A 22955-nucleotide genomic window follows, 5' to 3' on the forward strand; every position below is an offset into this window, starting at 1 on the left:
CCTCTTTCCTCAGAGAATGTAGTCGATGCTGGCGCCGAAGTAGACGCCCGAGCTAATGGCGAAGCCCAGGTCGGCGCGCGCTTGCAGCATCTTCATGGGCTTGTAGCGGAAGCTCACCTGCGGGATCGCGATCCACGGGAAGACCAGCGGCAAAGACCCGCCGCTCGCCCAGCTCGGCTCGCTGTAGTCGCCGAAGTGGCCGTTGTCGACCTCGCAATAGGCGCCGTTCGGGACGCCGAACGACGTGCAGTCGTTCCACTGCGACGGGACCGCGGGATCGTTGCCCGAGCCCGGGTAGACCTGCGTCCGATAGAGGTTACCGATCACGCCGCCGATGCCCACGCCGCCGCCGAAGAGCAAGGAGAAGCGGCTGCGGTCGTCGAGCGGCACCTCGTAGAGGATCTCGACCTTCCCGAAAATCACGGCGAGGTCGCTCCGCACACGCTCGTACGAAATGTCGGGCTGGCCCTTGCCTTTGAAGAGCATCTCGCCCGACGAGTAATCCGCGTACGAGAGCGAGAAGATGTACTCGAGCCGGTCGCGCCGCGTGCCGAACTCGAGGCCCCCCATCGGCACGTGCACCGTGGCGCCGCCGTCGGTGAAGATGTTCAGGATCGCCTTCGGGACGATGGCGTGGCGGTAGCGGACGCCGACGTACCGGTACGCCTTCGTGGGGTCCTCTTTCGTGTCCCAGATCCCGGACGCGCCGCCGTCCTCCGCTTTTTTCTCCTTCTCGCCGGGCATCTCGTCGCCGGCCTTCGCCTCCTCCTTGTCGTTCGCCTTTGCGGCCATCGTATCTTCGGGGTCCTTGTCGAACCCATCCTCGGAGGGCTGGGCGAACGTGGATCCGGCCACGAAGAGGGACGCGCCGAGTGTCAGGAGGGCGACGGGGGAAAGCAGGGCCTTGCGGGACATGGGCGCTCTTTCGTCCTGTGTTCGAGGAAGGAGAACGCCGAGACAGTACACGAGCCCGCCCGTCTTGAAAGGCCATTCGACGCCCCCACATCACCCAGAACCCCGCAGAGACGGCCCGGAGCGTAATACAACCAACACGACAAGAGGCCCGCGCCGGCCATTACGGGCCATCCCTCGCGGGGCTTCCCGGTTTTCCCGAGAAACGCGCGGCTCGCGCGGGGCAACGAGGGACCGAGGCGTGCTCGGCCCGTTGCATGCTCGGCACATTCTTGTAGGTAATCGGAGGGCACCGATGATCCTGCACCAGATCCGGGTCGAACAGGCGATCGATCGCGACGCGCGCGGGCGTTTCGTCAAAGAGCTGTGCATCGTGCGGGGCGGAGACTCCGGAGACGGGGTCCCGCTGGCGATGGTACGAAAGCGCTCGGCGGAGCTCGGCGGCACGCGGGGGAGCGTGCTCCTCATTCACGGCTACGGGCAGAATCGGTACGCCTGGCATCTGCCCGCCCGCAGCCTCTCGAACTACCTCGCCCGCGAGGGCTTCGACGTCTTCAACCTGGATTTGCGGGGACACGGGCGTTCCCGGCACCTCGGCGCGCGGCGGCCCACGGACGTGAGCGAGTTCGTCGAGCAGGACGTCCCCTGGGCGCTCGAGGAGGTGCAGAAGCTCGCAGGACCGAGGCCCGTTTTCCTCGTGGGACACTCGCTCGGCGGGCTCGTGAGTTACGCGGCGGCGTCGATCGCCGAGGGCGCGGTGGGCGGGGTGGTGACGCTCGGGAGCCCGTACCATTTCACGCGCGGCTCGCTCCCACTCACGCTGGCCGGCCACGTCCTCCTGGCCGTGGACCGGCGGATGTCGTTCGGGCACGGCGCCCTCGGCCTGCGCGCCGTCGGCGAGGTCGTCAGGCTCGCCCGCGTGCTCGTCGAGAGCCCCGTCTTCCCGCTGCCGATCCGCGGCTTCCGGCCCGGATCGATGGAGCCCGTGGTGCTCGCGCAGCACATGTCGCTGGCGATGGATAGCGGCAGCATCACGGTGCTCCGGAACATGTTCCTCGCGGCGGCCGAGGCGCGGCAGAGCGGGCACCGGCTCGGAGGTTTGTCCGGATTCGTGGAGGGGTTCGAGGCGGCGGACGTGCCGCTGCTGGTGATCGCCGGCGAGAGCGACGACCTCGCGCCGCCCGCGTCGGTCGAGCCGGCGTATCGATCGAGCCGCTCGCGGGACAAGACGTACCGCGTATTCCCGCAAGGTCACATCGATCTGATCATGGGGAGCCGCTCGACGCAGACCGTCTGGCCGCTGCTCACGCGGTGGCTCGGCGCACGCGCCGCCCATTGAAAGAAAATGCAATCACCAGCCGACGGTGATCGCCAGCGGATCGGTGGAGGAAGGGGGCGCCGAATCCGGCGCGGGCTCCTCCGGCTGGCGGAGGACGACGCGGATCGGGCGCGGCGGCGGCGGCAGCGATTGCGCCTTTCGCCCGAGGGCCACGGCCACGGTGATGTCGGTGACCGGCATGATGACCTCGGCCCACGGGACGTACCCCGGCGCGACGGCGCGGAGGATCCGCCAGCGGAGCTCGCAGGGGATACGCCCGCGATGTGGCCCGACGGAGATCAGCATGTCGTCGAGGTATATCCGGGCGTCCGGGGGCGTGACCTGGACACAAAGCAGGACCGTGGAATCGGACGGCGCCCCGACGGAACGCGCGGTCGTGGGCTGCGTCGACGGCGGATCGTCCTCGGAATCACGGCCGCCCGGTGCACGGCCGTTGGCGAGGCCCTTCGATTGCATTCGCTCCCCTCCCCCAGCAGGCGCGCCGTAAATATCCGGCGCGAATGGCTCTGCAGACTCTGACAAACGTAACCACAAACGCAAATCGAACCAACGATTTATGGGAGGACGGGGGAGCGGCGCCGCCTCGGCTGCACCCCGGGGGCTCGCCCCGCAACGTTTGATGCTCTAGGCTCCGTCCATGTCCATCAAGGATCGGATCGTCTCCGAAGGGATGAAGCTCGCGGGGAGCCCGCAAGTCGCGAAGCTCATGCAGGACGAGCGCTTCATGAAGCTCGTGATGACGGCGATGAGCATGCCCGGACGGGTCTCGACGTTCACGACGGAGCAAAAAGAAGCGTTCGCCAAGTCGATGGGCCTGGCGACGTCGGACGAGGTGCGGGACCTCAAGCGGATCGTCTCGTCGCTCGAGCAAAACGTGGCGCGGCTGCGCGCCAGGATCGAAAAAGACGCGGAGTAGCCCCGCTCAGGGCTCGGTCTGGCGGACGTTCTGCAGGAGCGTCCCGTCCTCGGCGGGCTCCTCGCTCGCCTTTGCCTTGTCCTCGGCCTCGACGCTGGCGAGCCGCACCCGCGCCACCTCGAGCTCGCGCTTCTCGTCGGGCCGCAAGGTGCCGGGCTGCCTGGCCTCGATCTCCTCGGCGAACGCGAGCCAGCGCTCGGCGCCGTCCCGATCCCCGAGCATCAAGAGCGACAGCCCGAGATACAGCCCGTAGCTCACCTGCTTGCGCGGCGAGAGCCTGGCGACCTCGCCCTCGTGCTCGCCGAGCTCCTCGGCCACTTCGAGGTAACGGCCGTCCTGATATGCGCGCTGCGCGCTGCCGAGGTATCCCCCGCAGCCGGCCGCGACGAAGAGAAGCAAGGACGAAACAAGGAGCGCGCCGAGGCGTCGCATGCCCGATCTATAACAGGGGAGCGCGGAGGACCCAATGGGAAGATCCGCGACGATAGGCGCGAAAATGGTTTTGCGCAGCGCGAAGGGGGCTGCGCAGCGCCGTGTTTTGCGGCGTTTCGCGCGTATTCGAGGGCGGAGGGGCGCTCGCGGCGCAGCGCGGCATGAATAAAAAAGGCCCCCCGCTCGGGAGAGCGAGGAGCCTTCGGGGACACGCGGGCGCGCCGGCTACTTGGTGTCGCCGCGGGCGTAGATGCTCGCGACGTAGTCGAGGACGTCGCGCGCGGAGACCTCGTTGTAGCCGAAGTACTTGATCATCCGCGTCTTGATGATGTCGATCTTCTCCTGGGTCTCCTTGTCGATGACGCTGGAGACGAGGGTCTGGAGCTTGATCGCGTCCTTCTGATCCTCGAACAGCTTGAGCTCGAGCGCGCGGCGCAGGCGGTCGTTCGTGTGCCACTCGAACTTCTTGCCGTCGACCGCGAGCGCGCCGATGTAATTCATGATCTCGCGGCGGAAGTCGTCCTTGCGGTTCTCGGGGATGTCGATCTTCTCCTCGATCGAGCGCATGAGCCGCTCGTCGGGCTCGACGTCCTCGCGGGTGAAGCGATCCTTGACCTTCTCCTTGAGGGTGTAGGCTTTGATCGAGTCGATGTAGTTCGCCGCGAGCTTCTGGATCGCGTCCTCGTCGGCGCTGATGGCGCGCTGGACCTCGTTCTTGACGATCTCCTCGTACTCGCGCTTCACCATGCCGATGCACTCGCCGAAGCGCTTGCGCTGCTCGTCGCTCGAGATGAGCGAGTGGTGGCGCAGGCCCTTCTCGAGCTCGGAGAGGACCATGAACGGGTTGATCGTGCCCTCGCCGATGTCGTTGACGAGCGCGTTCGAGATCTTGTCCTGCACGTAGCGCGGGCTGATGCCCTCCATGCCCTCGCGCGGCGCCTCCTTGCGCAGCTCCTTGACGGTGTCCTGCGTGTAGCCCGGCAGGACCTTGCCGTCGTAGAGCTTCATCTTCTGCACGAGCGAGAGGTTGTGCTTCTTCGGATCCTCGAGCCGCGTGAGCACGGCCCACATCGCCGCGACCTCGAGCGTGTGCGGGGCGATGTGCTTGCCGCGGATCTTCTCCTTGTTGAAGTCCTTCTCGTAGATCCGGATCTCCTCCGACACCTTCGTGATGTACGGGATGTCGATCTTGATCGTGCGGTCGCGGAGCGCCTCCATGAACTCGTTGGAGAGGAGCTTCTTGTACTCGGCCTCGTTCGTGTGGCCGAGGATGACCTCGTCGATGTCCGTCTGCGCGAACTTCTTCGGCTTGATCTTGTGCTCCTGCGACGCGCCGAGCAGGTCGTAGAGGAACGCGACGTCGAGCTTCAAGACCTCGATGAACTCGACGATGCCGCGGTTCGAGATGTTGAACTCGCCGTCGAAGTTGAAGGCGCGCGGATCCGAGTCCGAGCCGTACTCGGCGATCTTGCGGTAGTTGATGTCGCCCGTGAGCTCGGTCGAGTCCTGGTTCTTCTCGTCCTTCGGCTGGAAGGTGCCGATGCCGATGCGGTCCTTCTCGGTGAGCACGAGGCGCCGCACGCGGATGTGCTGCATGACCTTGCCCCAGTCGCCGCCGTAACGCTCCATCAGCTTGTTGAAGATGAAGCGGCAGGCCGGATCGAGGTCGCCGTCGACGCGCACGTTGAACGTCGGGTTGCTGAGCTCGAGCTCCTTGATCGCGCGCTCGCGCCACGAGGGCGGGATGAGGCGCAGAGGCTCCTCGTGCATCGGGCACTTGAAGCGGCCGCTCTCCGGGCCCGCCATGCCCACACCGTCGAGGTTCACCCAGTCGAACGTGTAGAGCGCGCCGTCCGACGACATCGAATATTGCTCGATGCCCTTCTTCATCAGGCGCGCGATCGTCGACTTCGACGAACCCACCGGGCCGTGAAGGAGGATGACGCGTTTCTCCGGGCCGTACCCCTCCGACGCCGCCTTGAGCACGTGCACGAGGCGCATGAGCGGGATGTCGAGGCCGTAGATCGCGTCCTGACCGCCGTTCAGCTCGTCCTTGAAGAAGTTGTAACGGACGAGCTTCTTCTTGTTGTCGGTGTACTCCTCCGTGCCGTACCGGATGATCATGTCGTACGCACGCTGGAACGCGTTGCGCGTGACTTGCGGCTGCTTGCGAACGAGAGACAGGTACTCCTCGAAGCTCCCTTCCCAAGACAGGTCGCGATACAGGGCGTAGTCCTGCATCGCCGCGATCTTCCCCACGAGACTTTGCGCGTCGCCCATGGGGATACCTTACAACACGGATCACGGTGACGCGAACGCCGCCGCACCGTTCAGGAACGCCTTCCATGAGGCCTTTTCCTGACCCTGCTCGGTGTAGAGACCGAGCGAGCATGCGTAAGCTGCGTACGCGCCGTCCACAGGCTCGCCTAGGACGGCCGCGCGCTCTCCGCACCGGACGGGACCGAGGTCGTGCAGCGCCTCGACGTTCACGAACACGAACCGATCACGCCGAGGCGCGAGCGCGCCGAAGAAGGTCTCGAGGAAAAGCGCCTGCTTGTCCTGCGATCCCCCGACGACGGACGAGCTCGGATACCCGACCGACTCGAGCACGAGAGGCTTGTCCGCGGCGCGCTCGAGGAGCGCGTCGGCATGCGCGGAGAAGTCACTCGCAGGACCGACCTCGACGCCCCCGAGCCGAGGCAAGTACGAAGCGACCGCGACGTCGCTCGCATCGAGGAGCTGCACGAACGAGGGATCCGGAGCATGCACGCCCTCGAACGAGAAGCCCACGCCCACGCGGACAGAAGGCGCCGCGAGCGGATGCGCGCGGACGTAGCCGAGCACGTCACTCGCGAAGAGCTCGAAGGCCACGCGCTCGTCAGGGCGCTCGGCGAGGCGGACGTCGACGTCACGGCCGAGCACGACGAACCGCGCCGCGCCGCCGAGCGCCGAGAACGCCACGTCGATCGCCGCGCGCGTGTACGCGAGGACCTCGGGCGCGTTCCACGGGAGCTCCACGAGCTCGGGCGGGAGGAACACGACCGAACGATCCACGACGACGAGCGAGAAGCCAACGACGACGCCACGCTGGGTGAAGAAGCCCGTCTCCTCCACGAGCTTCGCGACGCCACCCTCCGCGGCGAGCTCGAGCGGCGTGCGCCGCACCATGGTGGCCCGCGCGCCGAGGGCGAGCGCTCCGAGGCGCGCCGCGATGACGTCACCAGGCTTCGGAGGACCATCACCCACGGGGGTCGGCGTGAGGCCAATCAAGACGGGCGAAGAGGCCGCGTCCGTCGCGTCCGCGTCCCCGCCGTCGACGTCGAGCAGCGCGTCGGGCCCGGCGGCGTCGAACGAAGGACCACCGTCGCCCGAGTTGCCCGGACCCACGATGATCTCGGGGTAGCCGGTGTCGTCACACGCGAGCGGCGCGAGGGCGACGCCGAGGGGCACGCCGCCGAGGAGGAGCCAACGAAGCAAAGCGCGCACGAGGTGGATCGTAACGAATTCTTCGCGCCGTGGCTCGCTCGCGGCTCGTCAAGGCGGGCCGCCGTACCGCGGCGGCGCAGGCATGCTCGCCCCGGACGGCAGGCGTGAGGACCACTCCACGACACCCGGCGTGGCCTGCGCAGGCGCCCAGGCCATGCCGCCTTTCTCGATCACGCCGGGCCAGGAGTCGACGTACTTCGGAGGCTCGGACGGCCCGGAGGCGTCGATCCAGAGCGCGTGCCCCGTGCCGGGCCGGCGCACGTCGACATGGACGAATTTGCTGTTCGGATAGAAGCCGCAGCCGACGTCGTCGAGCTTGCGGCAGATCTGGAAGACGGTCGCGTTCGGGATGCCGTGGATCTGGATGTCCGCCGCGCGCGCCGCCGCGTGCATGCTCTGGTGGCCGGTGCCGGCGACCTTCGCGCCGGGGCGATAGCCGCTGTAGATGTAGATCGGCCGCCAGGGGAAGGCGTCGGCGATCTTCTGCAGGGCCCAGAGCAGCCGCGGGTGCACGAGGCGCACGTCGGTGATCCACTCACCCTTGCGCGTGGCCTCGGGATCGGGCTCGTCAGGGAGGAGATCCCCAGGACGCGCGACGTCGGCCGGGCGCATCATGATCGAGAGGCGATCGAGGGCCTCGGGCGCGACGGACCCGTCACAACGCACGAGCGGAAAGACGTCACGCTCGCCGGTGCCGCGCACGAAGATCACGGGGCGACGACGGCAACGCCAGTCGCGGACGGGCTTCGGCGGAGGCGCCCAGAGCGAGTCGAAGCCGTTCGAAACGAAGCTCGGCCCGGTCGAGGCGAGCAGCAGCGGCGCGCGCGCCGGATCGAGGCCGCTGAAGGTCCAGGCAGGCACGACGTCGGGCTCGATGCGAAGGAGCTCTCCGTTCCCGGAGGCCGCGCGAAAGACGGGCAACGTGCCGGACCCTGGCTCGACGTCGAGGAGGCGGACGCGGCCCGCGCCGAACGCGTGGAGGTCGTCCTCCTCGTCGTGGGGTTCGTCCGCGGCGTCTCCGGCGGTGTGCACGGGGCGCCACGCGAGCTGCCACCAGGGCTCGTTGCGCCACTGGCCGAAGGGCCCCCAGATGTAGCGGCGCAGCGGGCCAGGGCGCTCGATCTCGGCGTTCTGGTACGAACGAAGCAAGCCGAGGCGCGGCGCGGACGGGTCGTCGAGCTTGAAGGTGTAGAGCTTGGGCGGCAGATCGAGGAGCCGGCCCGCGTGGGCCTCGGCCGCGGCGACGGTCGCGAGCGCCGCGAGGCCGAGCGCGGGGAAGAGGGACCGCGTCGAGCCGCGCCTCGTGTGCGCGGGACGGTGCGAGGTCTTTTCCGAACGAACTACGAGCTTCGTCATCCCAGAGAGCCGCTCCCCGTTTTGCCACAACCCGCGAGGGGGCGTCAGCAATTCCCGCGCTCAAGCCGCAGAGGCGCGGCGGAGGCGGTCGTGGACGGCCGCCCACGCAGGCCCCGCCGGAGGCGCTTCGACCACGACGCTGTCGCAGCCCGCGTCGTCGAGGCGATGGAGCGCCGCATAAAGCGCGGACGCGTACCCCTCGGGGTCCGCGGGCAAGATCTCGACGGGAGGCTCGAGCAAAGCGCCAGGCGCGCGCAAGACCGCGCCCGTGACGAGGCGACGCGCGCGGCGGCTCGCGATCTCGGCGAGCGCGTCGTCCGGAGGCACGACGACGAGCGCGGCGCGGGGCGCGTAGTGCCGCGCGGAGGTGCCCGGCGAAGGCGCGCGTTCGTCGAGAGGCACGGTGATCGCGCCGGGATCGACGATGTCGACGTGCCGGCGGAGCTCGTCGAGCGAGACGGCGCCCGGGCGCAAGAGGACGAGGGGGCTCCGCGAGACGTCGACGATCGTGGACTCGATGCCGTGCCGGCAAGGGCCGCCGTCGAGCACGAGAGGGATGCGGCCGCCGAGCGATTTCAGGACGTGCTCGGCCGTCGTGGGAGAGAGCGAGGTCGTGCGGTTGGCGCTCGGCGCGGCGACGGGCACGCGGCACGCTTCGAGGAGCGCGCGCGCGACGGGAGCCGCTGGCACGCGAAGGGCGACCGTGGGTCCGCCGGCCGCGACCTCGTCGGCGACGGCGCCCGGGCGGCGCGTGACCACGAGCGTGAGCGGGCCCGGCCAGAAGAGCTCGGCGAGGCGCTCGGCGGCAGGCGGGAAATCGAGGGCGAGCGCGCGCGCCTCGGCGACACCGGCGACGTGGACGATGAGGGGGTTCGTCGCGGGGCGACCCTTCGCCTCGAAGATGCGACGCACGGCCTCGCTCTCGTCGGCGCGCGCGCCGAGGCCGTAGACGGTCTCGGTCGGGAACGCGACGAGGCGCTTGCCGCGGAGGAGCGCGGCCGCGCGCGCGACGGCCGGCGGGTCGAAGGGCAGGAGCTCGGTGCGGATCACGGCGGGCGCGATCATGGAGCAAGGCGGGCGCGCATCAAGCGCGGAGGTAACGCGGCTCGAACGGCGCGAGGGCGGCGAGGGTGACGAGCGTGACCTGCTCGGCGACCGCGCTCATGCCCGCCTGGCAGTCGGGCGGGATCGTCACGACGTACCCACGCTCGAGCGCGTCCTTCGCGGTGGCGAACATGCCGATCTCGGTGGCGCAGCCCGTGAGGATGAGCTGATCGGCGTGGAGCTCGTCGAGCAGGGGCCCGAAGGAGCTGCCGGTGAAGGCGCTGTAGGTCCGCTTGTGCACGACGTGATCGCCGGGCGAAGGCGCGATCTCGGGCCACACGTCGGCGCCCTCGGTGCCGAGGACGGCGTGGCGCGGCCAGTCGCGGAAGTCTTCGTCGTCGGGCTCGTGCGCGTCGCACACGTAGATCACGGGCACGTGTCTGTCGCGCGCCCACGTGATGCGTTCCTTCACCGCCGGGACCACCTCTCGCGCACGCGGGACCTCGAGGGGGCGGCCGGGCGTGAGGTAGTCGTTGATCATGTCGAGCACCACGAGCACCGGCCGCCGGGGGCCGCGCGGACGCGGGCGCGTGGCGAGCAGGCGTTCGCGCAGCCGCTTGGGCGGCTCGACGGCGGGCGCGGCGAGCGCGAGCGTCGCGAGCTCTTCGCGCAGCAGGGCGAGATCGGCCTGGTCCTCGGGCGAAGCGGCCGTGAGCGACGCGAGGGCCCTGTCGGGCGTGCCCGCGAGCGCGAGTTCGAGGAGCCGTTCTCTGCCGAGCCGATCCACCATGGAACGTGCTCTTTTTCCGTAGCACGTCCGCGCGGACGAACCCACGGCGGAGGCGGGCGCGCCGCCAGTTCCTTTCGTCGGGCGTGATCGCCGCCGCGCTCAGGGCGCGGGCGTAGCTCCCTCGGGATCAGCCGCAGCGGGCGCGGGCGAGGCCTCGGGGCCCACGGTGATCGTCGCCTGCGTCACCTCGCCCGAGCGCACCTCGATGGGGACCCGAGCGAGCGAGCGCAGGCCTTTGCCGCGTAGATCGAGCTCGTACGCGCCCGGAGGCGCCTCGGCCGCGACGCTCGGTTCCGGAACGGAAGGCCCGATCCGGAGGAAGGGCACGAGCGTATCCCGCGGGGAAAGGAGATGTACGCGCGCCTCGGGCGGCGGAAGCGGCTTGCCCGCTTCGTCCACAAAACGCAGCTCGATCGCGCCCGGGAGACGCTCCTCGCGGACGAGGGCGAGCTCGGTGAACACGCCGAGCGTGTCGCTCCGCGGCGCCACCACGAAGAGCCGCTCGTACCGCGCCGAGCCGCCGGGCGGGAGCGTGACGTCACGGCCAAAGCGGAGGCTCGTGGCCTCGGCCGTGGCTTCGATCCCGAGCGAGGGTCGATCGTCGGCGGGCGCGATCGCATACGCGACGGCGCTGCCGAGCGCGGCGACGAACGGTGCCTCGGCGACGGCGTTCGCAGGAGGCGCGGGCTCCGTGCCGGCGGCGGACAGCGGCTCGGCCAGTCCCCAGCGGACCGCGTCGCCGAGGCTCGGGATCACGATCGGCGCGTCGGCCTTCGACGAGACGATCGTCGAGACGAGGAGCACGCGCGCGCCCGGGACGAGCATGTAACGCGTGGCGATCGTCACGCGTGGATCTCCCTCGGCGTGGCCACGCGCGACGACCGAAGCCGATCCGTCGCGCCCTTGCTCGGCGCGGATCGTCACGCCCGTCATGCAGCCGAGCGGCGCGCCGAGGCACGTGGACACGCGCCCGAGCGCGTCCTCGCGGACGAGGGCGTCGGCCGCGTCGACGAGCGCGCCGTCGGCGCCGATCACGGCCGCGATCGCGCCGTTGTCGAGGAGGACGTCGCCCTCCTTCGCCTCGACGAGCGCGCCCGTGAACGGTCTCTTGTTCCCGTCGATGCGCGTGATCACCACCGCCGCGGGCGCTTCCGTCTCCGGCGCGCAGAAGCCCGCCTTGCCCTCGGCGCCGCGACGGAAGCGGCACATCGCGGCCACGCGCGCGCCTTCGCCGCCGTACATGACGACGCCGCCGTTCTGCAGGGGCTCGACGCATCCGGCGAGCGCTGCCGCGAGGGCGAGGAGGGTGGGGAGCGGGAGGCGCCTCTGCGTGGTGCCGGGCGGCATGATGGACCAGAGACGCGCGAAGGCGCCGGATCTTGGGAGGTTATTCGTCGTCGACCATCTCGGGGTAGTCGCCGGGCGCGAGGTTGTCGAAGCGCGTGTACGACGAGGCGAAGCGCACGAGCACCTTGCCCGTGGGGCCGTTACGCTGCTTCGCGATGATGATCTCGGCGATGCCCTTCGCGTTCGTGGTCTCCGGGTTGTAGTACTCGTCGCGGTAGATGAACATGATGGTGTCCGCGTCCTGCTCGATGGCGCCGGACTCGCGCAGATCGCTGAGCTGAGGGCGCTTGCCGTTGTCCTTGCTCGTGCGGGTCTCGACGGAGCGGTTGAGCTGCGAGAGCGCGATGACGGGGACACGGAGCTCCTTGGCGAGCTGCTTCAAGCCTCGGGAGATCTCGCTGATCTCCTGCTCGCGGCTGTTCACGCCGTCGCGGCCCTTCATGAGCTGGAGGTAGTCGATGATGACGAGCCCCACGCGCCGCTCGGGCTGCCCCGGCGCCGCCGCGCGGTTGTACTCGGCCTGGATGCGGCGGACCTTGGCGCGGACCTCGAGCAGCGTGAGCGCGGAGGTGTCGTCGACCCAGATCGGGAGCGTCGAGAGGTACGAGGCGCTCTCGGTGAGCCTGCGCCAGTCGTCCGGCTGCAAGAAGCCCTGGCGCAGCTTGCCGAGATCGACGCGGCCCTCGGTGCAGACCATACGACTCGCGAGCTGCTCGCGGGGCATCTCGAGCGAGAAGACGCAGACGCCGTAGCCGGGCTCCTGCCGCTCGTAGCCATGATCCGGCTCGTTCGGGCCGGCCGTGACCGTGCGCGGCGAGGCGACGTTGACGGCGATGTTGAGGACGAACGACGTCTTGCCCATGCCGGGGCGCGCCGCGACGATCATCAGATCACCGTCGTGCAGGCCCGCGGTCTTCGAATCGAGCCGCTCGTAGCCCGTAGAGATGCCCGTGATGCGATCACCACGCTCGGCGGCGGCCGTGATCTGCTCGAAGGCCGCCTTCAAGACCTGCGCGATCGGCTGCACGGTCGTCGACTGCGCGGTGCGCGCGAGCGCGTAGATCGACTGCTCGGCGTTGTCGATGAACTCCTGCACGGTGCCGACGTCGCCGTACCCCTCGGCCGCGACGCGCTGGCAGGTCGCGATGAGCTGGCGCAACCGCGACTTCTCGTAGACGACCTTGGCGTGCGCTCCGACGTGCGCGACGGCGGGCGTCGCGTCGGCGAGCTGCGCGAGATAACTGGCGCCGCCGATCTGGGCCAGCCACTCGCGATCCCGTAGCCAGGAGGCTATGGACACGATGTCGATGGGCGTACCGGAGAGGGCGAGCGCGGTCGCCGCCTCGAAAATGCGGCGGTTCGCGTCGCTGTAGAAATGTTCCGGCTTCAGGATTTCGAGCACTCGATCGAGCGCGTCACGCTCGAGGAGCACCGCCGAGAGCACCGCCGCCTCGGCGTCGAGGTCATGCGGGGGAACACGACCCGCGACGGGAGCCGGTTCAGTCGGTTGGGAACGTCCACGACGCTGCTGAGCGATCTGCATGGCACTTCTTCACCAGATGGCCCCAAGCAATCCCGAAGATATCCACATGGTGAGGCCCCAAATGGGAGACGCCCCGGAGGGAGGGCCCTCCGAGGCGTCGGGATTGACCAGCGATCTACCAGGAAACACCCACGCGCGGTACCCCGATCGGCAGGACGACCGCGAGGAAACGGCGACATCCACCGACGTGGTGTGTGTGGGTGAGGCGCTCTGGGATCTCTCCACCCCAACAGGGATGTCGCTCGACGACGCGACCGCGCTCTCCCTCTCGCCAGGCGGCGGCGCGGTGAACGTGGCGCTCACGCTCGCAGAGCTCGGCCTGCGCGCGGGGCTCGTGGCGGCGGTAGGCGACGATCCGGTGGGGCGCGCGCTCATCGCGCATGTGACGAGGCGCGGGGTCGACGTCTCGCGGGTGCGCACGACGAGCGCGATCCGCACGGGGCTCGTCTTCCTCACGCACGCGCCGCTGCGCGCCGTTTCGTACCGCGCCGTGCTGAAAGAGGCGCTCGCGCTGCGTGACGCCTTGCCGCGCTCCTTCGACACGAAGGTCGTCCACATCTCCGGGCTCCTCCCCTCCCGCGCAGGCCTGCTCGCGCTGGAACGAGCGGCGCGGCAGGCGCGGAGCGAGGGGGCGCGGGTCACGCTGGACGCGAACCTTCGACCACGCCTGTGGGCAGGCGACGCGATCAAACGCGCGGACCCACGGAGGCTCTTCACGGTGGTCGACGTCCTCAAGGTGAGCGAGGACGATCTGCGCCTGCTCGGCCTCTCCGATCCGCGTGATCTCACGCCCGTGCTCCGCCCCGAGGCGGTCGTGGTCGCGACGTTCGGCGCGGCGAAGACGCGCGCGCTCGGGCCCTTCGGCGAGGTGCGCGCGGGCGGCCCGGCGCTCGCGGTGGAGAGCACGATCGGCGCGGGGGACGCCTTCGTCGCGGGGCTGCTCTCGGTCCTCGCCCGCGAGGAGCGCGGAGAGCACCTGGATCGCGCGACGATCGAGCGCGCGATCCAGCGCGGCAACGAGGTCGCCCGACAATCGCTGTCGGGGCAATCGTTGGTGGTCAAATGAACGCGGCCCGGACCCAGCGGCTCTTCGCCGCGAGGACCGGGCCGACGCCCTTTGCTTGTCCGATCAGGACTTCGCCGCGACCGTGACGTCGATCGTCGCGGTGACGCTCGTCGCGAGGCGGATCGGGACCTGGTAGGTGCCGAGCGCCTTGATCGTGTCGAGCTCGATGCGACGACGATCCACGACGAAGCCCTGCGCCGCGAGCGCCTCTTCGACGTCGCGCGAGGTGACCGAGCCGTAGAGCCGGTCGCCCTCGCCGACGGGCTTCGTGATCGTGAGCTTCACGCTCGCGAGCTTCTGCGCGAGCTCCTCGGCCGCCTTCTTGCTCTTGGCGGCGCGCGTCTCGGCGACGCGCTTCTCGTGCTCGATGCGCTTGACGTTCTCCGCCGTCGCGCCGACCGCGAGGCCGCGGGGGACGAGGAAGTTGCGCGCGAAGCCCGGGCGAACACGGACGAGCTCGCCGCTCTTGCCGACGTTGGGGAGGTCCTCGGTCAGGACCACGTGGATGTAGTTGGCCATGACGTCCTCCTGGTTACGCCGTCACGGTGAACGGCAAGAGCGCGATGTTGCGCGCCCGCTTGATGGCGAGCGTGACCTTGCGCTGATGCCGCGCGCAGTTGCCGCTGATGCGGCGCGGAACGACCTTGCCGCGCTCGGAGATGAAGTACTTGAGCGCCTGCGGGTCCTTGTAGTCGATGAAGAGCGCCTTGTCGGCGCAGTAACGGCAGACCCGCTTGCGACCGGTACGGCGGCGTCCGGGGGCGTCGGCGTTCAGATCCGGCGTCCGACCGAAATCGCGGTCGTCCATGTCCATGTTGCGGCTGCCCGAATCCATTCCTCGTTGGTTCATGGCTCAGGCTCCCTCTTCCTCGGTGCCGGTCATGTCCGCCTCGCCTTCCATGTCGTCGAACTCGCCCGAGGCCGGCGCCTCGCTGGTCCGCTCCTGACGACGCTCCGGCTCGATCAGGCCGAGCTGACGCTCCCTCGACTCGTCGCGCTCCTCCTCGATCGGCGGCAGCTCGACGCGCTCGAACTTCACGTCCTCCTCGGCGATCGCGATCCCCGCGACCTCCACGTCGTTGCGGACGAGGACGGTCTGGTACTTGATCACGGTGTCCATCAGGCGGAGGTTGCGCTCGATCTCGGAGACCACGCGACCCGTGCCGAGGTACTTGAGGTAGATGTACACGCCGCGGCGGTGCTTGCGGATGTCGTAGGCGAGCCGGCGGCGGCCCCAGTTCTCGACCTTGGTCAGCCGCCCTTGCTCACGGCCGATCACGTCGGACAGACGCGAGCCGACACGCTCGGCGGCGTCCGCGTCGATGTCGGGCTTCAGGATGTAGATCGTTTCGTATTCTCTGGCGCGGTTCGGCGCCGTCACGAGTCGACTCATGCTTCTCCTCTTGGACGATGGCCCCGGAGACGTCGTGCCCCGGAGCGAGGACGGCGAAGCGCGCTCAGGGCTACGACCCCTCGCGCTCTTCGCCAGGCGAAGGAGGTTTGTCCTCCGTCACCTTCACTTTCGCGGGCTCGGGCGACGTGCGCGCCTCGCTCCGCTCTTTCGCTTGCTTCTTGCCGGCTTTGGGCCGGCTGTTTCGAACGTTCATCGCGGCGTCGAGGCCGCGGGTCGCGACTTCTAGCACAGTTTCCGTCACGAGCTTCAAGATGTCGGGCAGGCGCGCTCGTTCGACCGCGTCGAACGGCGACAGCACGTAGTCCGCGACGTCCCCGCGATGCTCCGCCGGGGGCCGCCCGATGCCCACCCGGACCCGCGCGAAATCGCCCGTGCCGACGTGGGACATGATGGAGCGCAGCCCGTTGTGCCCGGCGTGTCCGCCGCCGAACTTGAGCCGCACGTCCCCGAACGGGAGGTCGAGCTCGTCGTGCACCACGACGAGCTCCCTGGGCGCGATCTTGAAGAACGCGAGCGCGGGCTGAACGCTGCGGCCCGACTCGTTCATGTACGTCCTCGGCTCGAGCAACACGCACGGCTCGTCGCCGAGGGTCGCGCGCGACCAGACGCCCGAGAACTTCTCGCGGAAGGCATCCGCCCGCGCGCGCGCCGCGATCTCCTCGACGGCCATGAAGCCGACGTTGTGCCGGTGCGACGCGTATTTCTCGCCCGGGTTGCCCAGGCCGACGACGAGCAGCATGACCAGGAAATCGAAGCCCCGAGACGAACCTGCCCCGCGGGGCACCTCGCTCGGAGGCGCGCGCCGCGGGGCGGATCCCTCGGATCGTTCGAGCTGAAACTACTTCTTCTTGGCGTCCTTGGCGGGAGCCGCAGCCTTCGCCGCGGGAGCCGCGCCCTTCGCAGCAGCCGCACCCTTCGCCGCGGGCGCCGCGCCCTTCGCGCCGGCAGCAGCCGCAGGAGCGCCCGGAGCGCCAGGCGCCGCAGCCGCCTCCTCAGCCTTCTCGGGCACGGCCACGACGACGACCGTCTGCTCCTCGGGAAGGCGCGTCTTCACGCCCTCGGGGAGCGGGACCGCGCCCGCCTTCACCGTCTCGCCGAGGTCGAGCTCGGTGATGTCGATCTCGACGAGCGCCGGGATCTTCTCGGGCAGGCAGCGGATGGGCAGCGTGCGGAAGATCTGCTGGAGGATGCCGCCGCCCGCGACGCCCTTCGACTTGCCCACGCAACGAACGGGCACCTCGACGTCGACCGGCTGGTCGAGCTTGACCTGCAGGAAGTCCGCGTGGACGAGGTCGCGCGAGATCGGGTGGTAGCCGTAGTCGCGCACCATCACCGTGAGCTTCTCGCCGTCCTCGACGGCCAGCTCGATGACCGAGTTCTTGCCGTGCGCCGACTTGAGCACCTCGAGGAGGGCCTTCGGAGAGACGGCGACCGGGAAGGCCTCGAGGCCCTTGCCGTAGCAGATGGCAGGGATGTTCCCCGTGCGGCGGAGCCTGTTCGACGGGCCTTTTCCGCTTTCCTGACGACGGGTGGCGCTGAGCTTGATGATTTCCATCATGGGACGACTCTCCGGTTCCGATCCGAGACGCGGCGCTATAGCAGAGATCGATCGGGTTGTGCGCCTCTTCCGACGATCCTCCGAGGCGAAGCCTCGAACCTTGGAGGAAACTGCACGGTTGTCCAGGCGCTGGGGGACGAATAGACGAACGAGAAGGCGAACGAGAAGACGGGCCTAGACGAAGAGCGAGCTCACCGAGTCCGAGTGGTGGATCCGGCGGATGGCCTCCGCGAGCAGGCGCGCCACGGTGACGACCTTGAACTTCCCGCACGCCCGGGCTTCCTCGGAGAGCGGGATCGAGTTGGAGACGATGACCTCGTGGAGCGGCGACTCCATGATCCGCGACAGCGCCGGGCCCGAGAGCACGGCGTGCGTGGCGCAGGCGGCGACGCTCTTCGCGCCCGCCTTCATGAGGGCGTTCGCCGCGTTCACGAGCGTGCCCGCCGTGTCGATGATGTCGTCGAGGATGAGGCAACGCTTGCCCTCGACCTCGCCGATGATGTTCATCACCTCGCTCTCGTTCGCGCGCTCGCGGCGCTTGTCGATGATGGCAAGGTTGCCGTCGAGCCGCTTCGCATAAGCGCGCGCGCGCTCCACGCCGCCCGCGTCGGGCGAGACGATCACGCAGTCGCGGCCGTAATGCTCACGAAGGTGCTGATCGAGGAACGCCGGCATCGCGTGGAGATGATCGAAGGGGATGTTGAAGAACCCCTGGATCTGACCCGCGTGCAGATCGAGCGCGACGATGCGGTGAACGCCCGCGGCGACGAGCAGGTCGGCCACGAGCTTCGCCGTGATCGGCGTGCGCGGCGCGGCCTTCCGGTCCTGCCGGGCGTAGCCGTAGTACGGGATCACCGCGGTGATGGAGCCCGCGGAGGCGCGCCGGAGCGCGTCCACCATGATGAGCAGCTCCATCACGCTGTCGTTCACGGGAGAGCACGTCGGCTGCACGACGTACGTGTCCACGCCGCGGACGTTCTCCTGGATCACGCAGAACGTCTCCCCGTCGGAGAACCGCGAGACGCGGCACTTCCCGAGCGGGAATTCGAGGCACTGGCAAATCTCCTGCGTGAGCGTGGGGTTCGCGTTCCCCGAGAAGATGCTCACTCTCTTGAACATCGGCCAGCCTCCCTGCCTGCTGAGGGTTCGTCCGTTGCTCGGCCTGTCCGAGCGACGAAGACAACCCCGAACGCCGAAGGGTTAACGGCGGCGCGGCTCTACCAGCCACCCCTACCTACGTCAAGGATCTTCTGGCCGATGCGTCACGGCACGACCTCGGCTTTGCGCTCGGCCTCGGGTTTGGCTAGGTAGCGCGATCGTGGATCGGCAGACGAGCGGACGATCAGGCAGCCTCGTGGTCATCGGTAACTTCGACGGCCTGCACCGCGGCCACCGCGCCGTCCTGGATGGAGCCGCCCGGATCGCCCGGGAGCGCGAGCTGCGGCCGATCGTGCTGACGTTCGATCCCCACCCGGCCGAGGTCCTCGGCCGGAGAGCGCCGCCCTTGCTCACGCCGCTCGCGCGCAAGATCGCGCTCTGCGAGCGAGCCGTGCCGGGGCTCGTCGTCTCGGTCGCGCCCTTCGACCGCGCCTTCGCCGCGCAGAGCCCGCGCGCGTTCGCCGAACGCGTGCTCGGCGGCCTCGACGCGCGCGTGGTGATGGTCGGGCAAAACTTCCGCTTCGGCGCGCAGCGGGCCGGCGACTTCGCGGAGCTCACCCGGCTCGGCGCGGAGCTCGGCTTCGAGACGCGCTCCCACGAGCTCGTCGGCGACACGAGCGGGCCGTGGTCGAGCACGCGCGCAAGAGAGGCGATCGCGCGGGGAGACCTCGACGAGGCGCGGCGCATCCTCGGGCGATGGCACGCGCTCTCGGGCGCCGTCGTGGCCGGGGATCAGCGCGGCCGGACGATCGGCTTCCCCACGGCGAACATCCTCGACGCGCCCGAGGCGCTGCCCCCGTTCGGCGTGTACGCCGTGCTGATCGATCGTTTGCCCGCGGAGGGCGAGCGCGGCGCGACGATGCTGGGCAAAGGCGTCGCGAACCTCGGCGTCCGGCCGACGGTGGATCCCGCCGCGGCGCGCCCGCGCCTCGAGGTCCACGTCTTCGATCGGGACGAGGATCTCTACGGCGCGCGGCTACGCGTACACCTCGTTCGCGCCATCCGCCCGGAGCAACGCTTCGCGGGGCTCGACGCGCTCAAGGCGCAGATCGCGCGTGACGCGGAGGAGGCGCGGCGCGCGCTCGAGGGGATCACGCCGGATCCCGAGGCCGGCGCGGCCTGGGCCTGAGGCGCGCTTCATCGCACGCAACGCACGCGCGCCTTCACCGTCGTGGGCTGGTGCTCGATGTGGCCCGTGAGGCCGTCGAGGAACCACGCCTCGTCCGGCGCGGCCGCGACGGGCGTGGACGACCAGAAGAGGGCGTCGCCGTCCTCGAAGGGCGGGGCCGGCGACGCAGGTTCCTCGCCGTGGCCGAGGCTCGCGAGCTCCTTGATGCTCGGCAACCGGAAGCCCGACGCGCCGCCGATCGAGAGCGACGCGCAGAACACGAGCGCGCCTTGCCACGTGGTGAGCTCGGACGTGCTCGACCGTTGCCAGACGAGGCCCGTGCGCCGGTCGATCATCGTCTCGCCGTCCGCGCCCTCGTGCAGACACGAGCCCCGCGCGGCGCCGACGACGCAGCGGACGCGCGCCGCGAGCGTGGGATCGAGCGAGGTCGACCCGCCGTCGACGAAGCCGATCCCCCACACGCCGTCCAGCGACGTCGTCGTGGTCCAGTAGAGATCCGTGGACGACGAGGGAACGGAGACCTGCGAGGGGTTGATCGCGGGGCCCTCGCGCCCGTAATCGACGAGCGAGACGAGCTCCACGCGCGTCGGGAGCCTCGCGCCTCCGCCGAGCTTCTCGCAACGCGCGCGCGCATCGTCCCACGACATCGGCGCGGGCGCGGCGTCACGCTCCCACACGAGATCCAGGATCTCGTCGCGCACCCCCTCGCCCTCGTCCTCGCCGAACGGCACCTCCGCGTAGCTCGGCAGGGCGCCGACCACGTGGCCATCCTGGCCCGCCGCGAGGGACGCGTCCTCGCAGGCGACCACGAACGTTCCATCCGAGCAGAGCCGCGTCGCCGAGTCGGGGAAGCCCGTCCCTTCGGCCTCGGCGCACGCGCCGTCGGTGACGGGCGGCGCGGGCGGCGCGAGCGTGCGTGGCTCGATCCCCGCCACGACCTCGCAGCCGAGCGGGCCCGCGACGAGCAAGGGCCACGCGGCGGCGTACCTGACGAAGGGATGGACGAGCTCGCGTTTGGTGCTCAAAAGGTTCCTCCGAGGAGCAACGTCGCGCCCGACCCCGCCGCAGGCGCGACCGCGATCGACGTGCCTGCATCCGCCGGGCTCTTCGCGCGCGAGATCCAGTAGAGCGTCGCGGACGAGAGCAGGCACGCGGCGCCCAGGCCGAGCGACACGTCGGCGATCTTCGCGGCCCTCCGCCCGTCCTCGGCCACGTCGAGCGACGTCGCGTCGGGACAAACCGTACCCTCGCACCGCGCGCTCGCCTCGTCCTCCTTCACGAGCGCGCGGATCCCGAAGATCGCCCCCGTGCCGAGCGCGACCACCGAGAGGCCCGCGGTCACGTGCGCCGCGATGCGCGTGCCCGAAGGACCGCGGGACGGCGCGAGCGGAGGCACGACCACGGTCACTCGCTTGCCGGGCGAGACACGCACCGTGGTCAGGAAGGGCTCCTTGCCGTCGGCCGTCGCGGTGACCACGTGCTCGCCGGGATCCACCGGCACGGGCGCGCCGAGCGACGCGTCCGCGATCGTGGTCCCGTCGCGCTCGACCACCATCCCCGCGGCGCGCGCGCCGGGGCCGAGCACGATCACGAGCCGCGCGAGCTTGCCTTCGAGGGCGTCGAGCTCGGCGTGTGCGATCTCCGCGCGATCGGGCCGCGCGTCCGTGCGAGCCCACGCGAGGGCCTCGCCGAACTCGCGGTAGGCCGTGGCCGTCTTGCCCTCCGCCTCGTGGCAGAAGGCGAGGTTCAGGATCGTCCCGCCGCCCGGGTCGAGCCGGTGGCTCTCCGCGAGCTTCGGGCAAGCCTCGGCGAAGCGCTTGTCGGCCATGAGCTGCCTGGCCTCGCGAAAGAGGGCCTCCGCCTCCTCGGCGGCGCTCCCCTCGGCGCGCGCGGTCCCGCTCCCGAGGACGAGGGCGGCCCACCCCATCCAGGGCAGGAGAAATCGTTTGTCGCGCCAAGTGTATCTCTTCTCATTTGCGGCTGCCCAGCGGATCAAGGAAGTTCCCTCCTTTGCGGCGCCCCGAGGGGACGCCAGAGGTTTGATAAGGTGAAGCTGTCTGCGGCTTTGGCTCCTTCGCCTGCGGGCTCGGCGCGGGGGCCGCGGGCGCGGCGGCGGGCGGGTCGCTCCGAGGGTCGGGCGCCACCACGACCGAGGGCTCTTCGCGCGGCGCGGCGGCCGTCCGAGCTTGTGCGTTCGTGTTCGGCAGATCCTCGGGCGCGCCTCCCTGGGCGACGACGAGCGCCCCGACCACGAGCAGCGCGACGCCGAGCAGGCCGAGCCCCGCGCGGAGGCGCGTGGAGCGCCGGAGGGCCGCGGGCAAGAGGGCCGTGGAGAGCGCGCCGCGCGGGCCGTCGTCGTCACGGCACGGGCCGCCATGGGTCGGTAACTTCTCGGGAGGAACCCCCATCACCCGGATGACCCGCCGCACGCTGGTCTCGCTGCGCTCGGGCGCGAAAGGCCGGAGCGAAGCGGCGAGCTCGGCCACGTCGGGCGTGCGTTTGTCCGGGTCTTTCTGCAAACACTGGAGGATCGCCTTCTCGAGCCCCTCGGGTACGTCGGGACGAACATCCCGGATCCGCGCGGGCGGGTCGGCGGCGATGCGGAAATAGAGCGAGGAGATGGTCTTCGCCTCGAAGGGGCTCTGGCCGCTGAGGAGCTCGTGGAGGACGATACCGAGCGACCAGATGTCGGTGCGAGGATCGACGTTCGTCGGGTCCCGCAGCCGCTCGGGTGAGGTGTACCGGGGCGAACCCACCACGAATCCATTGCCCGTGAGCGTGACGCAATCCTCGGGCTGGCTCGCGCCGCCCTGGCGGAGGAGCTTGGCGATGCCGAAATCGAGGACCTTGATGAGCGGCGAGCCGTCGGCGCGGCTCGTGAGGAAGAGGTTCGAGGGCTTGATGTCGCGGTGGACGATGCCGAGGGAATGCGCCTCGGCGAGCGCCTCGCAGGCCTGGAGGATGTAATCGACCGCGTCCTCGACGGGCAGCGGGCCGCGGCGGCCGAGCACGCCCCGGAGATCGACGCCGGTCAGGTATTCCATCACGACGAACGGCGAGCCGCCCGGAAGGGTGCCCATGTCGAGCACGCGCGCCACGTGTTCGCTCTTGATCGCGCTCGCGGCCCGCGCCTCGCGGAGGAGCCGGGTGACGGAGACCTCGCTCCCCGCCACCTTGGGGTGCAGGAACTTGAGCGCGACCCGCTGCCTGAGGCTCGCGTGCTCCGCCTCCACCACGACGCCCATTCCCCCGGCGCCGAGGACCCGCAGGGCACGATATTTCCCCGCGATCATGTCGCCCGGGCGCGGCAGCGAGTCTGCGCCGAGATCGACGGAGACGTCGATCTCACATTCCGCGTTGTTCATACCCCCCATGATCCCCGTGTTTCACGATAGCGCGCGGGGGCGGAATGACAATCGATCCCGGGGCGATCCGGCACGTCTCCGCGCCGCGCGCCGTTCGGGC

At 69.8% G+C, this 22955-nt stretch carries 23 protein-coding genes; 4 read left to right on the forward strand and 19 right to left on the reverse strand.

The genetic code is table 11. The annotated features are described in order from the left end of the window. Nucleotides 1-9: 9 nt before the first annotated feature. The gene (locus GF068_RS25235) at nucleotides 10-915 is read right to left on the reverse strand and encodes a hypothetical protein (protein WP_153822017.1); all 906 of its coding nucleotides are present in this window, start codon (nucleotides 913-915) and stop codon (nucleotides 10-12) included. Nucleotides 916-1207: 292 nt separating this feature from the next. Here GF068_RS25235 and GF068_RS25240 point away from each other — a divergent pair, with 292 nt between their 5' ends. Next, nucleotides 1208-2251 carry an alpha/beta hydrolase gene (locus GF068_RS25240; RefSeq protein ID WP_153822018.1) on the forward strand — a complete coding sequence of 348 codons (1044 nt, stop codon included), beginning with the start codon at nucleotides 1208-1210 and terminating at the stop codon, nucleotides 2249-2251. Between the two features lie 12 nt (nucleotides 2252-2263). Here the strand turns inward: GF068_RS25240 and GF068_RS25245 are convergent, their stop codons facing one another. After that, nucleotides 2264-2707 carry a hypothetical protein gene (locus tag GF068_RS25245; protein ID WP_153822019.1) on the reverse strand — a complete coding sequence of 148 codons (444 nt, stop codon included), beginning with the start codon at nucleotides 2705-2707 and terminating at the stop codon, nucleotides 2264-2266. Between the two features lie 181 nt (nucleotides 2708-2888). Between GF068_RS25245 and GF068_RS25250 the strand changes: the two genes are divergently transcribed. Further along, a complete protein-coding gene (locus GF068_RS25250) occupies nucleotides 2889-3167 on the forward strand; it encodes a hypothetical protein (protein ID WP_153822020.1) in 279 nt (92 codons plus the stop codon). A 6-nt stretch (nucleotides 3168-3173) separates the two neighbouring features. Here the strand turns inward: GF068_RS25250 and GF068_RS25255 are convergent, their stop codons facing one another. The 8 genes from GF068_RS25255 to dnaB form a co-directional block, all read right to left on the reverse strand. Continuing rightward, nucleotides 3174-3599 (reverse strand): hypothetical protein, encoded by a 426-nt coding sequence (locus GF068_RS25255; protein ID WP_153822021.1) that lies wholly within the window; start codon nucleotides 3597-3599, stop codon nucleotides 3174-3176. Between the two features lie 225 nt (nucleotides 3600-3824). Beyond that, the gene (locus GF068_RS25260) at nucleotides 3825-5879 is read right to left on the reverse strand and encodes a PrkA family serine protein kinase (protein WP_153822022.1); all 2055 of its coding nucleotides are present in this window, start codon (nucleotides 5877-5879) and stop codon (nucleotides 3825-3827) included. A gap of 21 nt (nucleotides 5880-5900) precedes the next feature. Beyond that, nucleotides 5901-7085, reverse strand: a complete 1185-nt coding sequence (locus GF068_RS25265; protein ID WP_153822023.1) for a hypothetical protein — start codon at nucleotides 7083-7085, stop codon at nucleotides 5901-5903. A gap of 48 nt (nucleotides 7086-7133) precedes the next feature. Further along, nucleotides 7134-8441 (reverse strand): YcbK family protein, encoded by a 1308-nt coding sequence (locus GF068_RS25270; protein ID WP_153822024.1) that lies wholly within the window; start codon nucleotides 8439-8441, stop codon nucleotides 7134-7136. Nucleotides 8442-8501: 60 nt separating this feature from the next. Continuing rightward, the gene (locus GF068_RS25275) at nucleotides 8502-9506 is read right to left on the reverse strand and encodes an L-threonylcarbamoyladenylate synthase (protein ID WP_153822025.1); all 1005 of its coding nucleotides are present in this window, start codon (nucleotides 9504-9506) and stop codon (nucleotides 8502-8504) included. A 19-nt stretch (nucleotides 9507-9525) separates the two neighbouring features. Then, nucleotides 9526-10275 carry a cysteine hydrolase family protein gene (locus GF068_RS25280; protein WP_153822026.1) on the reverse strand — a complete coding sequence of 250 codons (750 nt, stop codon included), beginning with the start codon at nucleotides 10273-10275 and terminating at the stop codon, nucleotides 9526-9528. A 99-nt stretch (nucleotides 10276-10374) separates the two neighbouring features. Beyond that, on the reverse strand, nucleotides 10375-11622 hold the full coding sequence (locus tag GF068_RS25285) for a hypothetical protein (RefSeq protein WP_153822027.1): 1248 nt from the start codon (nucleotides 11620-11622) through the stop codon (nucleotides 10375-10377). A gap of 40 nt (nucleotides 11623-11662) precedes the next feature. After that, on the reverse strand, nucleotides 11663-13165 hold the full coding sequence (gene dnaB / locus GF068_RS25290) for a replicative DNA helicase (RefSeq protein WP_153822028.1): 1503 nt from the start codon (nucleotides 13163-13165) through the stop codon (nucleotides 11663-11665). 46 nt (nucleotides 13166-13211) lie between these two features. Here dnaB and GF068_RS25295 point away from each other — a divergent pair, with 46 nt between their 5' ends. Then, a complete protein-coding gene (locus GF068_RS25295; RefSeq protein WP_170319666.1) occupies nucleotides 13212-14231 on the forward strand; it encodes a PfkB family carbohydrate kinase in 1020 nt (339 codons plus the stop codon). Nucleotides 14232-14294: 63 nt separating this feature from the next. Here GF068_RS25295 and rplI read toward each other — a convergent pair whose 3' ends face one another. From rplI to GF068_RS25325, 6 genes are all read right to left on the reverse strand, one after another. Then, complete coding sequence (rplI, locus tag GF068_RS25300; RefSeq protein WP_153822030.1) at nucleotides 14295-14750, reverse strand: 50S ribosomal protein L9; 456 nt, start codon at nucleotides 14748-14750, stop codon at nucleotides 14295-14297. A 13-nt stretch (nucleotides 14751-14763) separates the two neighbouring features. Beyond that, nucleotides 14764-15081 (reverse strand): 30S ribosomal protein S18, encoded by a 318-nt coding sequence (gene rpsR / locus GF068_RS25305; protein WP_136929515.1) that lies wholly within the window; start codon nucleotides 15079-15081, stop codon nucleotides 14764-14766. Between the two features lie 3 nt (nucleotides 15082-15084). Then, nucleotides 15085-15624 carry a 30S ribosomal protein S6 gene (gene rpsF / locus GF068_RS25310; RefSeq protein WP_153822031.1) on the reverse strand — a complete coding sequence of 180 codons (540 nt, stop codon included), beginning with the start codon at nucleotides 15622-15624 and terminating at the stop codon, nucleotides 15085-15087. A gap of 70 nt (nucleotides 15625-15694) precedes the next feature. Then, nucleotides 15695-16384 carry an aminoacyl-tRNA hydrolase gene (gene pth, locus GF068_RS25315; RefSeq protein WP_153822032.1) on the reverse strand — a complete coding sequence of 230 codons (690 nt, stop codon included), beginning with the start codon at nucleotides 16382-16384 and terminating at the stop codon, nucleotides 15695-15697. 99 nt (nucleotides 16385-16483) lie between these two features. Further along, on the reverse strand, nucleotides 16484-17203 hold the full coding sequence (locus tag GF068_RS25320) for a 50S ribosomal protein L25/general stress protein Ctc (RefSeq protein WP_240807380.1): 720 nt from the start codon (nucleotides 17201-17203) through the stop codon (nucleotides 16484-16486). Nucleotides 17204-17377: 174 nt separating this feature from the next. Then, on the reverse strand, nucleotides 17378-18322 hold the full coding sequence (locus GF068_RS25325) for a ribose-phosphate pyrophosphokinase (protein ID WP_153822033.1): 945 nt from the start codon (nucleotides 18320-18322) through the stop codon (nucleotides 17378-17380). Between the two features lie 199 nt (nucleotides 18323-18521). Here GF068_RS25325 and ribF point away from each other — a divergent pair, with 199 nt between their 5' ends. Beyond that, complete coding sequence (gene ribF / locus GF068_RS25330) at nucleotides 18522-19490, forward strand: riboflavin biosynthesis protein RibF (protein ID WP_338046559.1); 969 nt, start codon at nucleotides 18522-18524, stop codon at nucleotides 19488-19490. A gap of 8 nt (nucleotides 19491-19498) precedes the next feature. Here the strand turns inward: ribF and GF068_RS43715 are convergent, their stop codons facing one another. From GF068_RS43715 to GF068_RS25345, 3 genes are read right to left on the reverse strand one after another with little or no spacing between them, the layout of a single operon-like run. After that, nucleotides 19499-20515: an Lcl C-terminal domain-containing protein gene (locus GF068_RS43715; RefSeq protein ID WP_170319667.1), complete on the reverse strand. Its 1017-nt coding sequence runs from the start codon at nucleotides 20513-20515 to the stop codon at nucleotides 19499-19501. Then, nucleotides 20512-21417, reverse strand: coding sequence for a peptidase associated/transthyretin-like domain-containing protein (locus GF068_RS43720; protein ID WP_170319668.1), 906 nt, complete (start codon nucleotides 21415-21417; stop codon nucleotides 20512-20514). Before GF068_RS43720 ends, GF068_RS43715 begins: the two co-directional genes overlap by 4 nt. Before the next feature lie 43 nt (nucleotides 21418-21460). Then, nucleotides 21461-22855, reverse strand: coding sequence for a serine/threonine-protein kinase (locus GF068_RS25345; protein ID WP_170319669.1), 1395 nt, complete (start codon nucleotides 22853-22855; stop codon nucleotides 21461-21463). Between the last annotated feature and the right edge of the window lie 100 nt (nucleotides 22856-22955).

Source organism: Polyangium spumosum (genome assembly GCF_009649845.1).
Lineage (GTDB): Bacteria > Myxococcota_A > Polyangia > Polyangiales > Polyangiaceae > Polyangium > Polyangium spumosum.